We start from the raw sequence: 17,857 nt of genomic DNA on the forward strand, positions 1-17,857 counted from the left end.
TACAACCTCCTATACATTCATATACTTTCTACTTGAAAATATTGATGCTAATATTCCAATGCCCATACCTATTATAAAATAAGAAATAGCTATATAAATTCCAAAAACATTAACAGGCAAAAAATAATTAGAGAATATACCACCTATTCCCCAAGCAAAACTCTCATAAACATACTTATAAGCAAAGAAAATAATTGCAAAAGATATTCCTGCACCAAGTCCTCCGAGCAAAATACCTTCAACAATAAACGGACCCGTAATACTCATATTCGTAGCACCAATATATTTCTTTATACTTATTTCTTTCTTTCTTGCAATAACTGTCAATTTTATAGTTATAGACATTATAAAGAAACTTACTAACAGTAATACTCCAACCAATGTAATTCCTACATATTTAACTATCTCTGATACTTTTGCAATCTTTTCAACAATATCTTTATAATAAACAACTTTTTCCACATCTTTAATATTATAAATACTAGATGCAACAGCATTTGAATTTTCTATATTTTCAACTTTTAACTCATAACTTTCAGGCAGTGCTGATTCCATTCCGTCTAATAAAAATGCATTTTCCTTCCATTGTGCTTTCATCTTTGCAAGAGCTTGTTCTTTTGAAACATAATTTACAGATTTTACATTTTCAATTTTTTGCAATTCTTCTTTTATTTTTAAAACTCTGTCGGATGTAACTTCGGGTGTCAAAAGAACGTCTATTTGATCAACTTTGGTCTTCATATCTTCTACTATATTATTAGCCACAAAAACTCCAAAAGTAATCCCGCCAAGAATTAAAAGCATTGAACAAATTGAAACTATCGACGCAACACCCATGGATTTATTTCTCCAAATACCAACCAAGCCTTCTCCTATCGCAGAAAAAAATCTTCTAATTGAACTCATCGAAATAACCTCCACGTTCTTCGTCATTAATCATTTCTCCATGGTTCATACTGATAACTCTCTTTTTGAGCTTGTTAACTATATCTTTATCATGAGTAGAAACAATTACCGTTGTTCCTTTGGCATTTACATCCAAAAGCAACTTCATTATATCTTCTGAAGTATTTGGATCTAAATTTCCTGTAGGCTCATCAGCTATTAAATATTTCGGCCTATTTACAATTGCTCTAGCAATACAAACCCTTTGTTGTTCTCCACCAGATAGTTGATTTGGGAAAGAATTCGCTCTTTCTGATAAACCAACCAGTTCCAAAAGTTCCTTAACTCTTCTATTTATTTCTCTTTTTGAAACTCCTAGAATTTGTAGTGGATACTTTATATTATCAAAAACTGTCTTTCCTTCTAATAATCTAAAGTCCTGAAAAACAATACCCATCTTTTTTCTAAGATGAGGTATTTTTCTATTTCTTAATTTAACTATATCAATATCATCAACTATTATTTCACCTGATGTAGGTTTTACTTCTCTTAAAAGCATCTTTATAATACTTGTTTTACCAGCTCCACTGGCTCCTATTAGAAATACAAACTCTCCATCTTCAACCCTAAAACTCAAATCTTTCAGGGCACAAACGTCATTTTTATATATTTTAGTTACTTCTATAAATTCTAACAAAATATCACCTCAAATAAATTTCTAACTAATCGATAGTACTATTATATCATAAAATTTATAAAAAGTAGTAAAAAAACCAAAAAAGTTACAAAATAATGACAAAAATATTACAAAAACTTAATAAATCTTTGTTTTATTTTATTTATTATCAAAATAATATAGAACTGAACGTCCTGTTTTAAACTTATTTAACTTGTCAAAAAAGTCCAAATAATTATTATAATCAAACAACTTTATCCTTTTCTTTATTTTTTGTAAAACATCATTAGTAACACTGAATTCATCAATTCCCAGTAAAATTAAAAGTTCAACAGCATCCAACTCACTTGCAAAGTTTCCACACATTGAAACAATTTTTCCGTTTCTATGAGCAATATCTACTACACGATTAATTGAGCGAATAACCGAAGGATGATAGCAATCATAGAGTTGTTGCATCTTAGAATTTTCTCTATCACAAGCTAACATATATTGAACTAAATCATTTGTTCCAATACTTACAAAATCAACCTCTTTAACCAAGATATCAAAAAGAAACACCGATGCAGGAGTTTCTATCATAATTCCAAATTCAATATTTTCATCAAAATCGACTTTTTCTTCTCTCAATTCATCTTTAATTTTTAAAATTTCATTTTTTATCCACAAAACCTCTTCAAGTGTTGTTATCATGGGAATCATAATTTTTACATTTCCAAAAGCTGAAGCTCTTAGAATTGCTCTTAAATGCTTTCTTAATTCTTTATAAAATTCTTTATATATTCTAAAACCTCTAAGACCCAAGAAAGGATTTTTTTCCTCATCAAGTCTAAAAAATTTTGATTTTTTATCTGCTCCAATATCAAAAGTTCTAATTACAATAGGTTTTTCTGTACTTTGTGCAAGCTTTTTAAAAATCTCAAATTGATATTCTTCTGTTGGAGATTCATCAGACATATATAAAAATTCTGTTCTAAATAATCCACAGCCGTCTGTACCATTATTCAAAGATACTTCAAACTCTTCAAAACTTGAAATATTACTACAAACCCTTACATATCTATTGTTTTTTGTCCTAACAATATTAGTATCTAAAAATTCTTTTTGAGATGCTTTTAATGATTTTTTATATGAATTAACAGTGTCTCCATCAGGATTTATAATCAACTTTTCTTGATCACAATCCAGAATACAATCAAAACTTTTATTTTTTAACTCTTGAAAATCCAATGAATTACAAATTATATAAGGAATTTGTAAGTTTTTAGCATACAAAGAAGCATGTGAGGTTTTTCCACCATTTTTTGAAACTATTCCTATTAATTGATCTTTATACTTATCAATTAGTTTTGGAGATAAATTTTCAGTAAAAAGAATAAATTTATTTTCATAAATTTTAATTTCCTCAACTGATGTTAAAGTCCTAATAAATTCTTCTTGAATCGAAATATAATCATAAATTCTGTCTCTCATATAGTCAGAATCAAGACTATTTAATTCATAACAAATATGACTGAATGTCTCTTCTATTGATTTTTCTAAAGATTTATTTTCAGTCAATATTTTATTTTTTACCGTATCTTTTAAGAATGGATCATCTATCAATTCAATATGAACATTTAATAAATTTTCTAGTTTTTCATCCTCGTCCATTATTCTATCCGATTCTAAAAAACCTGATAATAAACTTTCAAATCTTAAAAGTTCTTTTTCTTTTTCATTATCAAGAATTTTATCTTGAATAAAAATCTTTTCATAAAATAATGTAACAGCTTTGCCATATGCTATTCCGTCAGAAACGGAAAATCCATCATATATTCTCATAATACTCCACCAAAAAAGCTTCTCTTTTGAGAAGCTATCCTTAAAATTAATCAGCTAAATTTTCTATGAAGTTTACAACTTCTCCTAAAGTTTTCTCTTCATTTTCCCCATCAACTCTCAATGTTATTTCCATTCCCTTAGAAATACCTAAACTCATAACATTAAAAATACTTTTCGCATCTGCAACCTTGTTATCTAAAATAATTTCAATACTCTCATCAAATTTCTTAACAAATTGAACTAAAGATGCAGCAGGTCTTGCATGTAATCCTGTTTCATTTTTTATTATAACGTTTTTTTCAATCATAATAAGCCTCCTAAGTTTCTCATATTTAAACTACATATATATTTTACCATTATTGTTTAAACAATTCAATAGTTTTATCAAAAATTTTTAAAAACGTTTTTCATAATTGTTAAATTAATTTAGTATGTAATTTTTTACATAAAATATAATAAAATTCATAAAAAAATCTATATTAATAAATTTTAATATTGTTAAAAACATCTATCAAAAAAAGACTTCAAATAATTAATCTTTTTATTAAAAATTTGAAGTCTATTATTAATATTTTTATAAAATTGAAATAAATCTTATATTAATATTCATTACATCCTTGAGTGTATTATAAATAAAACAACTATTCAAAGATTTCTTACAAAAATCAAATAACTCATCATCTTCAAGATCTGAAAATAAATATACTATGATATCACAACTATCAATTTTAGCTTCCTCTGAATAGCCTTTAACAGCTAATATTGTCAGTGGATTTTTTAATTTTATTTTAATTTTTCCCTCAATATCCTCTAATTTTATATTAAGTTTTTTTGAAACAAAAATTAAATTATGAATTATCCCCGAAATAATTGAGCTTGCAAAATAATTAAAAGAAGTTTTATTACTATCTTCTACATCAAAACTTATCTGAGAATTCACTTCAATAAAATCTTTTTCTGTAAAAACTTTTACAACATCGTTATAACTTAAAATAGCCCTGTAAGAAGCATCATAATTATATGATTCATATAAACTACTCATACATTTCCCTTAAAGCATTTTTAGCTATTTGTAATTGTTCCAACTTCTTTTCAATTATTTCAAATGTACTTACAGGTCTATTTGAAAAAGTAGCAAAGCCACAATCGGGATTTAACCAAAGTCTTTCTTTAGATATAAATTTCAACGCTTCTCTAGCTCTATCAATTATTGATTGTGCTGTTTCAATAATGTCTGTCCTAGGATTTATAACTCCAAGTGCAAGAATTGAATTTTCTTTGATTTTTTCACTTGATAATAAAGAATCAAGTTCTCCTGCACGAGGAGTCGAAAATTCAAGTGCCAAAATATTTGGAGATGTTTCTTCAAAAAGAGGAACAAGAGGTGTATATGGTCCTTCAAGCAAAATACTCTCATCCTTACTCCAGTTTCCTCTACAAACATGAAGTGAACTAAGTATAGGTTTATCTTTCATATAATCCATAACACATTTTATTAAATTAGTAGCAAATATTAATTCCTCTGTAGGATCCTTTCTTTCAGAAAGAGCAGCACACATAAAAGATCTTGTTTTTCCTTCAGAAAAAACAACTTCTGTAAGTACAGGCTCATCGAACTGGATTATATCAACACCAGCTTCTATTAAATTGTCAATCTCTTGTTTTAAAATTTTTACTACATCTTTACCTAATTCTTCTTTGCTATTATAAAATTTTTTACTAAGAGCAGGAAGCCACATAGATCTTGTCATAAGATAGGGACCCGGAAGTGTTGCTTTTACAGAAGAAGTTGTAATTTTTTTCAAGAATTTTATCTCATCGGAAACTAAACTTTTATTATATTTCAAAACACCGTTACAAATAGCATTTTTTATACTAACAGATGGAACATCAAGTGTTTCCAAGATTTGTTCGAACGCCTGTTTATCGTCTATATATTCAAGCATATCACCCATATTCATCATAACAACTCCATCTATCCTATCTGCTACAAAAGAAACATAATTATCTCTTGCCAATTCTCCATTAGTTATTATATCTATTGAATATTTTTCTTGAAGTTTAACCAATTTTTCCGTTTCGATTTTTATTAATTCATCATATTCCTTTTTGAAATCTACATCAGATTTTAATCTTCTCTTCAAAGCCATTATCTCTTTACTTCTTGGCAGACTTCCTATAAGAGAAGTTGTAAATGGTTTAAAAGTTTTTTTCATCTCATACCTACTTATAAAAAGTTTCTAAAAAATTAATATATTCATTTGCATTTTTAATTTGTTCAAATCCTGTTGTTCGACCAATAACCCACTTTTTTAGCCCTTCCATATCCATCATTTCTTTATGTTCAGGGTTATTGTAATCCATTTTGTGTAAAATTTTTGCAAACATTTCAAATTTTTCAACTTTAAGATCAGGTCTTCCTGAAAAAATGCAATGATCAAAAAACGGAGTTTTATAAATTATATCAACTTGATTTTTATCAATAGTTCCGTCTTGTATCCATGCATCATAATTCAAATCCAACATCCAAGTAGCATCAACTTCGCCATTAAGCATAGCTTTTGCTGAATCCAATTCTCCACCGACATGATCTCCATAAAGTCCAATTCCTATATCAAATCTTTTTTCAACATAATCTTTATTAAATTCAAGACCATGTTGATATAAATTATATATAGGTATAAGTCTGGCTTGAGGAGAATCAATAGCACCAAAGCCTATTATTTTTCCCTTTAAATCTTCTATAGATTTTATATTTGAAGATTTTTTTACAACCAAATAAGTTGAACGATCATTATCTGTATCTCTCATAGAACCATTTAGTGCTTTCCCATTAGTTCTTAAATTAGCATCTAACCACGCAAGAGGAGAATTCCAAGCAACATCAATTTCTCCTTTCATAAGTCCGTCAACTTGTGATCTATAGTCTTTATAATAAATAGGTTCAATTTCAAAACCTTCTCCTTTAAAGAAATCAGCGATTATTCCCCAAATAACGGTTACTCTAGGTGCATAAACTACTGCACCGACTTTTAATTTATTCATATATGTTCCTCCTATTTTGTAAATATTTAAGATAAATCTAAGCAAAAAAGCTTATTTATTAAAAAATTAAAATTTAGATTAAAGGTAATCCTAAAAGAGCTCTTCCTAACCAAAGAATCAAAACATCAACACTTGGCGCCATAATTTGTCCTGCATAAGAATCCCTTAAAAGTCTTTCCATTATTCCCATTTTATTATAAGCTTTTCCTCCACCAACTCTCATTCCTAATCTCGCAACTTCAATAGCAGCCTCTGACGCAAAAATTCTAGCTGATATAATTTTCACTATAGCATCACTCTCTCCAGCATCAGCAGCTCTGGCTGCTTCTTTTGTTCCTAAGATTGCAGCATTAGTTTGAGAATATATTCTTGAAATATGTGTTTGTACAGTTTCATATTCTGCAAGTTTAGAACCAAAAGTATGTTTCCTATTTGTTGCATGACTTAACGCTTCTGAAAGAACAGCTTCACAAACACCTGTATAAACTGAAGCTAAACCTGTAATAAAGAAAGGTGCAACAACTTCAAAAATATGAGTCATAGCATCTCCAATTTTACCTATTCTATATGATTTCGACAAATGAGCATCTACAAATTCCATAGGACAAGAAACATTTCCTCTCATTCCTAAACCTTGCCATTCGCTTTGCTTAAATTCAACACCTTCAGTTTCAATAGGAACAATCCAGTTATCAATTCCTTCACCTGATTCTGAAGAAGAAAGCAATAGATAATAAGAAGCTTGTCCAGCAGATGTAACCATACTCTTTGTTCCATTTAAAATTACTTCTTTCTCATTAAACTCAGCTTTAATATCAGGTCGATAAAAATTTGTCCCTGATCCAAACTCTGAATAAGCAAATCCTAAAAACTTATTATTTTCAACAACATCTTTAACAATTTTGCTTTTTAGCTCATCGCTAGCATATTTCAAAACAATACTTAAACAAACATTATGCATCATATAACAAAGTCCGGCTGTTGCGCTACTTTTAGCAAAAGCCATACATGCTTCAGAATGCTCTGTCATTCCTTTTCCTAATCCCCCAAGTTCAGTAGGAATCATCAATTTGAAATATCCAGCTTTTCCCATTTCTTTAAAAGATTCAACAGGAAATTCCATCTTTTCATCAATCTCTTTTGCATAAGGCAAAATATGTTCTTTAGCAAATAATAATGCATCTTCATAAAACTTACTCATACTAACCTCCAATTTTAAAATATAAACAATCTTTATAATCATTAAAGATTATTAAATGTTTGCCCATTATAGCATAATAATAATCATTTTTAAAAATTTGATTTGATAGTCTAAATAATTTTTTCTTATTTTATAATTTATTGAAATTTCAATATTTATAAGCGTTTATCAATAAATATTACTTATTATATAAAATACATATATATAAATTTTTTATATAATTAATTTTAGTAAATATTGAAATTTACAAATAATAAAATTATCAAATTATAAAAACTTTTAATAATGAATATTGATTGTTCTAAATATTTTATTAGAAATTTTTTTAATAAGAACCCAACCCTTCCACGATGCTTCGCATCAGGTGGGTTCCCGGGAACCTTGTTGTTTTACAATAAAAAACTGACTTCACAGTCAGTTAATTCTCCTCTTCTAATACACCTTGTCTAAGTTGTCCACAAGCTCCATTTATATCATCACCCTGTTTCTTTCTTATCGTGGCATTAATTCCGTAGTTTTCAAGCATTGACTTAAATACATAAATATATTTTGTACTAGGAGCTTCTCCATCAAACTCTTTTATTGAATTTAAAGGTATTATATTAATATGACAATTTAAGCCTTTCAAAATATTCTTAAGTTCTAAAGCGTGTTCTCTTGAATCGTTTTGTCCTTTAATTATTGTATATTCAAAACTCACTCTTCTTGAAGTTTTATCAAAATAATATTTACAAGCCTTTAATATTTCATCAATTGAAAAACTATCTGAAATAGGCATTATCTCTCTTCTTTCCTTTTGGAACGGATTATGTAGCGAAATTGTAAGTGTTATGGGTAATTTTTCATCAGCTAATTTATATATATTATGAACAAGCCCACATGTTGAAATTGTAATATTTCTTAGGCTCAAATTTTTACCTTTTTCAGAATTTATAATTTTCAAAAATCCTATTACATTATTATAATTATCAAGTGGTTCTCCAATACCCATAATAACAACATTATTTATAGTTAAATTCAAATCATTCTCTATTAGATAAATTTGATTTAACATTTCACCAGAAGTTAAATTTCTTTTAAAATTTTCTTTTGTTGAAGCACAAAAAGTACAGCCCATTCTACAGCCTACTTGACTTGAAATACAAACTGTACAATAACTTCCATAGTCCATAAATACAGTTTCAATTATTCTATTATCAAATAATTTAATCAAATATTTTTTTGTATTATCTAGCTTTGATTCATACTTTGTATAAATTGAAGAAGTATTTATATATCCTATATCCTTTAGTTTTTCAATTAAAACTTTAGGTAATTGCTTGCAATTTTCTATTTCAAAGTTTTTCTTTTGATGCATAAATCTAAAAAATTGTTCAGCCCTAAACTTCTTTTCTCCCAAACTCAAAAATAAATCTTCAAGCTCTTCAATTCTCAAAGAGTTAAATTCTATTTTTTTATTTCCCATTCTTTTCTTCCTTTAGAATAAAATCCCTCAACAAATAATCAACGGACATAAAACGAACTTGTTTTTCTTGAACTTTTCCTTTTATTTTTCTAATCAATGTATAAGCAAGTTCTCCTGCAAGTCCTGCTCCTCTTGCAGTAATTATATTGTCATCAATACAAATTGCATCTTCTTTAACATTTGCATCAAGCAACTCATCTTCCATTCCCGGATAAATTACAGCATTTCTTCCGGATAAAACACCTGCTTTTGCAAGAACTGAAGGTCCTGCACAAATTGCAGAAATTAATTTATGCTCTTCGTCAAATTTCTTTATTATTTCTAAAACTCTTTTATCCTCTCTGATGTCAAAAGCAGCAGGAAGTCCACCAGGAATAATAATTCCTGCATATTCTTTTAAATTTATATTTTCAATCAAATCATCTGCTAAAACAGTTATTCCTCTGTTACTAGGAACTTGAAGTTTTCCTGTAATTGAAATCATATCTACCTTAATATCCGCTCTTCTAAGATAATCAACTTGAGTAAGTGCTTCAACTTCTTCAAAAGTGTCTGTTAAAATTAAAATATATCTATCCATTTTGTCCTCCTAATATTTTTCTTAAAAATTGACCCGTATATGACTTCTCACATTTTGCAACTTCCTCCGGAGTTCCTGTTACGACAATAGTTCCACCACCGTCTCCACCTTCAACACCTAAATCAATTATATGATCTGCAATTTTTATCATATCTAAATTATGTTCGATAACAATAACAGTATTTCCTTGTTCAACTAAGGTATTTAAAACTTCAATCAATTTTTTAATATCATCAATGTGTAATCCTGTAGTTGGTTCATCTAAAATATAAACAGTTTGTCCCGTTCCACGTTTAGCAAGTTCAGATGCAAGTTTAACTCTCTGAGCCTCTCCTCCTGAAAGCTCTGTTGAGCTTTGACCAATCTTAATATAATCCAATCCTACATCATATAAAGTTTGTAATTTTCTTTTTATTGAAGGATGATTTTCAAAAAATTTAAGTCCATCTTCAACAGTCATTTCCAAAACATCTGAAATATTTTTTCCATTATATGTTACTTCCAAAGTTTCTCTATTATATCTTTTACCACCACAAACTTCACAAGGTACATATACATCAGGCAAAAAGTGCATTTCAACCTTTATTGTTCCGTCTCCTTTACAAGCTTCACAACGACCACCATGAACATTAAAACTAAATCTACCTTTGCTATATCCTTTCATTTTTGCCTTTGTAGTCATGGCAAAAACATCTCTTATATTATCAAAAAGTTTAGTATAAGTTGCAGGATTTGAACGCGGAGTTCTACCTATCGGACTTTGGTCAATTTCAATAACTTTATCAAGTTTTTCATAGCCCTCTATCCTATCAAATTTTCCTGTTTTTTGTTTGCTCCTATTTAATTTGTTTGACAATTCTTTATTTAAAATTGAATTTACCAAACTGCTCTTTCCACTTCCGGAAACACCAGTTACACAAGTAAAAACACCGATAGGAAATTCAACATCAATATTTTTTAAATTATTTTCTCTTGCTCCAAAAACTTTAATTGTATCTGTGTATTTTCTTCTTTGTTTAGGAACTTCTATTTTACTTTTTCCTGAAAGATATGCACCTGTAATAGATTTTTTACTCTTCATAATATCTTTAAGAGTTCCCTGTGCAACAACCTCTCCACCATGAATACCTGCTCTTGGTCCAATATCTACAATATGGTCGGCACAACGAATAGTATCCTCATCATGTTCTACTACAATCAATGTATTTCCAAGATTTGTTAAATTTCTTAAAGCATTTAAAAGTTTTTCATTATCTCTTTGATGTAAACCGATACTTGGTTCATCCAAAACATAAACAACTCCAACAAGCCCAGAACCAATTTGAGTTGCAAGTCTAATTCTTTGACTTTCTCCTCCTGAAAGAGTTCCTGCACTTCTTGCCAAAGTTAAATATTCAAGACCTACATCTTTTAAAAATTTAAGTCTTTCTCTAATTTCCTTTAAAATTCTTTCACCAATAATACTTTCAGTTTCTGTTAATTCTAAATCATTAAACCATTCATTTAATTTTTGAACAGACATTGCAGTAACATCTGAAATATTTTTATCTCTTATAAAAATTGAAAGAGCTTTTTCATTAAGTCTTTTTCCTTTACAAGTTTCACATTCCATTTCAGACATCACTGTTTCAATTTTTTCTCTCATAGAAGACATTGGAGAAGAAGCATATCTTCTTTCCAAATTCTTTACTATTCCTTCAAATGGTTTATTAAAAGTTTTATTTTCATTTGTGAACTTACTTTCAAACCTAAATTTTATATTTCTTGATCCTGTCCCATAAAGAAGTTCATCTATAGTTTCTTTACTTAAATCTTTAAAAGGAGTATTTTCATCAAAACCGTTATATTTTATGATTTCGTGAAATATTTTGTAATAGTATCCATCTTCCCCAGTAGTCATGTTGTAACATTCAATAGCTCCCTCTAAAAGTGATTTATTTTTATCAGGAATTACCAAATCCGGATCTATAATTTTATGGCTTCCAAGTCCATTACAATCATGACACATTCCAAAAGGACTGTTAAAAGAAAAAGTTCTAGGTTCAATTTCATCAAATGAAATATGCCCGTTAGGACAGGACATTTTTTCAGAAAATAAAATCTCTTCCCCATCAACAACTTTAACCTTAACAATACTATCACTAAATTTAAAAGCTGTTTCTAGACTCTCTGTAAGTCTTGACTCAATTCCTTCTTTTACAACAAGTCTATCAACTACGATATCAATATTATGTTTTTTATTTTTATCTAATTCAATTTCTTCAGTAAGTTCATATTCTTTATCGTCGATAATTACACGAACAAAACCTTGAATTTTTATATTTTCTAAAAGTTTTTTATGCTCTCCCTTTTTTCCACGAATTACAGGAGCTAACACAAATATCTTACTTCTCTCTTCAAGCTTCATAACTCTATCAACCATTTGGTCGATACTTTGACTTTTAATTTCAGTACCACATATTGGACATTTTGGAATTCCAATTTTTGCAAAAAGCAATCTTAAATAATCATAAATTTCTGTAACTGTTCCAACTGTAGATCTTGGATTTCTATTTGTAGTTTTTTGATCAATAGAAATTGCCGGACTTAGTCCATCAATATATTCAACATCAGGTTTATCCATTTGACCTAAAAATTGTCTTGCATAACTTGATAAGCTTTCAACATATCTTCTTTGCCCTTCGGCATAAATTGTATCAAAAGCCAAAGATGATTTTCCACTTCCACTTAGACCTGTAAAAACAACCATTTTATCTCTTGGAATTTCCAAATCTATATTCTTTAAATTATTTACTTTTGCTCCTTTAATTCTAATTGTATTTTTAGACATCTAATCCCCACATTTCTTTTAACCTCTTTATTTCATCTCTTATTGATGCTGCTCTTTCAAAATCTAAAGAATCGGCAGCAGATAACATTTCATTTTTCAAATCTTCAATGAAACTTTCATAATCTGTAATTTCAACATCTTCTGTTTTATAATCCACATTATCCTCAGCAACCTTTGTAGCTTGAATAATCTCTCTAATATCTTTCTTAACACTCTTTGGAGTGATATTATGCTCTATATTGTATTTATTTTGAATTTCACGTCTTCTATTTGTTTCCTTAATTGCCACATCCATTGACTTTGTAATTCTATCAGCATACATAATAACTCTTCCGTTTACATTTCTTGCAGCACGTCCGATTGTTTGTATCATAGAAGTTTCAGAACGCAAAAAACCTTCCTTATCTGCATCCATAATTATAACCATACTTACCTCAGGCAAGTCAAGTCCTTCTCTTAATAAGTTTATTCCAACCAAAACGTCAAACTTTCCAACACGCAAATCTCTAATTATTTCCATACGTTCAATCGTATCAATATCGCTATGCAAATAAGTTGTTTTTATTCCTACATTTTTTAAATAGTCTGTTAAGTTTTCAGCCATTTTTTTAGTCAAAGTTGTAATTAAAATACGCTCTCCTTTTTTAATAACTGAATTTACTTCACCGATTATATCATCAATTTGTCCTTCTGTTTTTCTAACTTCAATTAAAGGATCTAATAGTCCAGTAGGTCTTATAATTTGTTCAACCTCTTCTAAATTATGGCTTTTTTCATACTTGCCGGGAGTTGCAGATACATATAAAATTTGATTAATCATATTTTCAAATTCTGTAAATTTTAAAGGTCTGTTATCTAAAGCTGAAGGCAATCTGAAGCCGTAATCAACTAAATTTTGTTTTCTACTTCTATCTCCTTCATACATTGCACCTATTTGTGGAACAGTAACATGACTTTCATCTACAATAATTAAAAAGTCATCAGGAAAATAATCAATCAAAGTATAAGGTCTAGAGCCTCTTTCTCTACCGCTTAGATGAGCAGAATAATTTTCTACACCACTACAAAATCCAATTTCTTGTAACATTTCCAAATCGTATTTTGTTCTCTGTTCAAGTCTTTGGGCTTCAACTAATTTATTTTCTTCATTTAAAACTAAAAGTCTTTCTTCCAATTCTTTTGAAATTGTACCGATAGCTCTTTCTATTTTTTCCGAACTTGTGGCGAAGTGAGATGCTGGATAAATTGCAACATGCTCACGTGTTCCAATAACATTACCTGTTAAGGCATCAATTTCTGAAATTTTATCTATTTCATCTCCAAAAAATTCTACCCTAATACTATTTTCAGATGAAGAAACCGGAAATATTTCTAAACTGTCTCCCCTTACACGAAAAGTTCCACGAATAAAATTAATATCATTTCTTACATACTGAATCTCTACAAGTTTTCTAATAACTTCATCTCTATCTTTTATCATTCCTGGTCTTAATGAAACTACTAAATTTTCATAGTCAATCGGGTCTCCTAAACCATAAATACAAGAAACGGAAGCAACAATAATTACATCTCTTCTTTCAAAAAGAGACATTGTCGCGGAGTGTCTTAGTTTATCTATCTCATCATTTATAGAGCTGTCTTTTTCTATATAAGTATCGGATTGCGGTACATAGGCTTCAGGTTGATAATAATCATAGTAGGACACAAAAAACTCAACAGCATTGTCCGGAAAAAATTCCTTAAATTCACTCGCAAGCTGATAAGCCAAAGTCTTATTATGTGCAATTACAAGTGTTGGTTTCTGAACTTTCTCAATAATATTTGCCATTGTAAAAGTCTTTCCACTTCCCGTAACTCCCTTTAAAATTATTTCTTTATTTCCTTTTTTAATTGAATCCGATATTTTTTCAATAGCCTCAGGTTGATCTCCCGTAGGCTTAAATTTTGAATTTAAAACAAACTCCATAATGTACTCCCATTTATTAATCAAATATTTTTACTATATTTAAAAGAATTCATCTATATTATACTATATTTTTTATCTATAATATAATTAATATACCACAAAATTATATTTCATAATCGAATTAAAAAGTTCTTTTTATTATATATTTTTTATAAATATACAATAACCTAAAATTTTAATATTTTAAATTATTTTTGCTAAAAAATCATTTAATCTATGACAAATAATTTTAAATTCCATTTGTTGATAACGTATATTGAAAGTGCTATAATTGGTTTATAATGAAATATATTTTTAAGGAGGTATTTATGTTTTTAGTTGTAAAAAATTTAAACAAATCTTATGGAACAAGTGAAAATAAAATTTCTGTTTTAAAAGATATAAATTTTTCTTTGGAAAAAGGTGCACTTTGTACTCTATTAGGACCTTCCGGGTCTGGAAAGTCAACATTGCTTAATGCTATTGGTGGACTTGAAAAAATCGACAGTGGTTCTATAGAGATAAATGAATATGAAATTTCAAGTTTAAAACAAAATGCCCTTTCAAATTTTAGAAGAAAATATTTAGGTTTTATTTTTCAATTTTATAATCTGATTCCAGATTTAACTGTAACAGAAAATATTCAAGTAGGTTCTTTTATACATAACGACCCTATGGATATTGAAAAATTAATAAAAGATTTGGGTCTATGGGAACATAAAAATAAATATCCTAGACAATTATCAGGTGGACAACAACAAAGATGTGCAATAGGCCGTGCTTTAATAAAAAAACCTGAAATATTACTTTGTGATGAGCCTACGGGTGCTTTAGATTATAAAACTTCAAAGGATATTTTATCCCTACTTCAAAGAATAAATAAGGAATATAAAACTACCATTATTCTTGCAACTCATAATGAAGAAATAACAAAGATGTCTAATATTACAATAAGGCTAAAAGATGGAATTATATGTCAAGAAATTGAAAATGACAAGGTAATGGATGCACAAGAATTGGAGTGGTAACATGAGAAATTTAAATAAAAGAATTCTTAGAGGATTAAAAGCTCAATGGTCAAAAAATTTATTTCTCTTTATACTTCTGTTTTTTATGATTTCCACAACTTCAGGCACGTTAGTTTCATCAGGAAGTATCAAGACTTTATATTATGAACTTATGTCAACTGGAGTTGTTGAAGATGGAAAAATATTATTCGCATTTGACCCTACAGATGAAATATTAAAATCCATTGAAAAAACTAATGTTAAAGTCGAAAAAGCTCCTTACGTTGATGCAAAAATTAATAAAATTAAAGATGATAAAGATGAAAAAACAATTAGACTTTATACAAATAGAAAAAATATAAATTTCCCTGTTATAAATGAAGGTAATCTTGCAAAAAATAAAAATGAAATAGCTATTAATAGACTATTTGCTGAAAATAATAATTTAAAAATAGGTGACAATATTACTTTTAAAAAAGAATTTTTTAAAGATAATAAAGAACGTATTTTTAAAATAGTTGGTTTAATAGCAACTCCAGATTATAATTCATCTTTTCAAAAATCTACAGATTTAATATTTAATGCAATAGATTTTGGAGTAGGATTAGTATCTGATAAAGACAAAGATATCTTTAACGAAAGCAAGTTAAAATATCAAGTTTCATATAGATTTAACGATAGAAACCTAAGTGAAAAAGAAACGAAAGAAAAAAATAAAGAAGTTGTAAATTCTGCAAATATTTCAAAAACAGTTTTAGAACAACTTCCAAAAAAAGATAATAATGCTATAAGTTATTTGATTGACGATATGGGTGGAGATAGGCCTATGGTCATTGTTATGCTTTGTCTAATGGTAACGCTAATAGGATTCATATTTGCACTTTCTATTGTGAGTAAAATACAAGAAGAATCTGAAATAATTGGAATACTTCTTGCGAATGGATATAAAAAATCAGAGCTCGTTTTAAATTATATTGCAAACTCTGTAATAATAACTTTTTTAGCTGCTATTTTAGGAAATATTCTAGGTTATACTGTTTTTACAAATTTGTTTAAGTCTGTTTACTACAAAACATTTAATATGCAGAACTTCACTCCTAGTTTCAACTTGGAAGCATTAATAATTACAACTATAATTCCTATTTCAATAATTTTAATTTTTAATTATATCTATATTTATAGGAAATTAAATTTTACTCCTTTAGATTTTTTAAGAAAGAATTTAAAACATTATAAAAATAAAACAAAATCAAAACATGAAAACGAATTAAAAGTCAACAAAAACTTTTTAGGTTCATTTAGAAAATCAATTATAAAATCCAACAAAGGAGATTATGTAGCAATAATACTCGGAATATTTATAACTTCAATATTATTCCTTTTTGGTATTTCTGCAAAACCTACATTCGACAACTACGGAAATAACTTAAAAGAAAATTTGATTAGTAAATATCAATATGTATTAAAAGCTCCTATAGAAACAAATAACAAAAACGCTGAAAAATATACAACTGCACCCGCACGAGTTTATCACAGCATCAAAAAATCAGATGAAGATATCCTACTTTTAGGAATTACTGAAAATTCAAAATACTTTGAAAATACCAAACTTCCTGAAAATAAAAATGAGATAGTTATTAGTGAAAACCTCTCAAAAAAACTTAGAAAATATGTCGGAGATGAAATAACAATTAAAGGAAAATTATCTGACAAGGAAAAGATTTATAAAATAGTTGATATACACAAAAAGTCTGCTAATCTTTCAGCTTTTATAAAACAAGAATATTTGAATGAGGAATTAGAACAAAATAAACAATTCTTTAATGGATATTTTAGTGATGAAAAATTGGATATTGATGAAAAGTATGTATCAACAACAATAGATGAAAATTCAATGACAGATGTTTCTAAACAGATGTCTAAACTCATGGGACCAATGCTATCTGCATTTATAGCTGTATCTACAATATTCTTAGCAGGCTTTACTTACAGTCTAATGAAAATAATAACAGATAAAAATACTATCCAAATTGCATATTTAAAAATTTTCGGTTACACGAATAGAGAAATTTCAAAAATCTATATTCGACCAGTAACTCTAACAGTATTATTAAGTTTAATAGCTTTAATACCACTTGAAATATATACAGTAAAACAAATAATGTATTATTCAATGCTAAAATTTTCAGGATATTTAGAGCTTGATATTTCGCCAAAAATTGTAATAATGTCAATTGTGATAACTATTGCTACTTATTTATTTGTAAGTATATTACAATTTTATAGAATATCAAAAATGAATTTCAGCGAAGTTTTAAAAAACAGAGAATAATTTACTATAATTTAACTCTATTATGCATCAATATAATTTTATATTTAACATAAAAAACAGTGGACAA

Annotated in this window: 14 protein-coding genes; 2 read left to right on the plus strand and 12 right to left on the minus strand. The window is 28.1% G+C overall.

Annotated features, from left to right (window positions below):
* Positions 1–9: 9 nt before the first annotated feature.
* The 12 genes from ftsX to uvrB form a co-directional block, all read right to left on the minus strand.
* Complete coding sequence (ftsX, locus tag VJI95_RS02045) at positions 10–906, minus strand: permease-like cell division protein FtsX (RefSeq protein WP_323998775.1); 897 nt, start codon at positions 904–906, stop codon at positions 10–12.
* Complete coding sequence (gene ftsE, locus VJI95_RS02050) at positions 893–1,582, minus strand: cell division ATP-binding protein FtsE (protein ID WP_323998776.1); 690 nt, start codon at positions 1,580–1,582, stop codon at positions 893–895. The genes ftsX and ftsE overlap by 14 nt, the downstream gene beginning before the upstream one ends.
* A 138-nt stretch (positions 1,583–1,720) precedes the next feature.
* Positions 1,721–3,385, minus strand: a complete 1,665-nt coding sequence (ptsP, locus tag VJI95_RS02055; RefSeq protein ID WP_324010051.1) for a phosphoenolpyruvate--protein phosphotransferase — start codon at positions 3,383–3,385, stop codon at positions 1,721–1,723.
* Between the two features lie 46 nt (positions 3,386–3,431).
* Entirely contained in the window at positions 3,432–3,692 is a 261-nt protein-coding gene (locus VJI95_RS02060; protein ID WP_323998778.1) for an HPr family phosphocarrier protein, read from the minus strand.
* A gap of 267 nt (positions 3,693–3,959) precedes the next feature.
* Positions 3,960–4,427, minus strand: a complete 468-nt coding sequence (locus VJI95_RS02065; RefSeq protein ID WP_324010052.1) for an OsmC family protein — start codon at positions 4,425–4,427, stop codon at positions 3,960–3,962.
* Entirely contained in the window at positions 4,420–5,601 is a 1,182-nt protein-coding gene (locus VJI95_RS02070; protein WP_324010053.1) for a cobalamin-independent methionine synthase II family protein, read from the minus strand. The genes VJI95_RS02065 and VJI95_RS02070 overlap by 8 nt, the downstream gene beginning before the upstream one ends.
* Before the next feature lie 7 nt (positions 5,602–5,608).
* Positions 5,609–6,430: a phosphate/phosphite/phosphonate ABC transporter substrate-binding protein gene (locus tag VJI95_RS02075; RefSeq protein WP_324010054.1), complete on the minus strand. Its 822-nt coding sequence runs from the start codon at positions 6,428–6,430 to the stop codon at positions 5,609–5,611.
* Positions 6,431–6,503: 73 nt separating this feature from the next.
* On the minus strand, positions 6,504–7,631 hold the full coding sequence (locus VJI95_RS02080; RefSeq protein WP_324010055.1) for an acyl-CoA dehydrogenase family protein: 1,128 nt from the start codon (positions 7,629–7,631) through the stop codon (positions 6,504–6,506).
* Positions 7,632–8,049: 418 nt separating this feature from the next.
* Complete coding sequence (gene rlmN / locus VJI95_RS02085; protein WP_324010056.1) at positions 8,050–9,096, minus strand: 23S rRNA (adenine(2503)-C(2))-methyltransferase RlmN; 1,047 nt, start codon at positions 9,094–9,096, stop codon at positions 8,050–8,052.
* A complete protein-coding gene (locus VJI95_RS02090; RefSeq protein WP_324010057.1) occupies positions 9,086–9,676 on the minus strand; it encodes a DJ-1 family glyoxalase III in 591 nt (196 codons plus the stop codon). Before VJI95_RS02090 ends, rlmN begins: the two co-directional genes overlap by 11 nt.
* Complete coding sequence (uvrA, locus tag VJI95_RS02095; RefSeq protein ID WP_324010058.1) at positions 9,669–12,506, minus strand: excinuclease ABC subunit UvrA; 2,838 nt, start codon at positions 12,504–12,506, stop codon at positions 9,669–9,671. The genes VJI95_RS02090 and uvrA overlap by 8 nt, the downstream gene beginning before the upstream one ends.
* Positions 12,499–14,472: an excinuclease ABC subunit UvrB gene (gene uvrB, locus VJI95_RS02100; protein WP_324010059.1), complete on the minus strand. Its 1,974-nt coding sequence runs from the start codon at positions 14,470–14,472 to the stop codon at positions 12,499–12,501. Before uvrB ends, uvrA begins: the two co-directional genes overlap by 8 nt.
* Before the next feature lie 308 nt (positions 14,473–14,780).
* Between uvrB and VJI95_RS02105 the strand changes: the two genes are divergently transcribed.
* Complete coding sequence (locus tag VJI95_RS02105; protein ID WP_324010060.1) at positions 14,781–15,479, plus strand: ABC transporter ATP-binding protein; 699 nt, start codon at positions 14,781–14,783, stop codon at positions 15,477–15,479.
* 1 nt (position 15,480) lies between these two features.
* Positions 15,481–17,790: an ABC transporter permease gene (locus VJI95_RS02110; protein WP_324010061.1), complete on the plus strand. Its 2,310-nt coding sequence runs from the start codon at positions 15,481–15,483 to the stop codon at positions 17,788–17,790.
* Positions 17,791–17,857 lie beyond the last annotated feature (67 nt).

This window comes from Parvimonas sp. C2 (genome assembly GCF_035282405.1).
Lineage (GTDB): Bacteria > Bacillota > Clostridia > Tissierellales > Peptoniphilaceae > Parvimonas.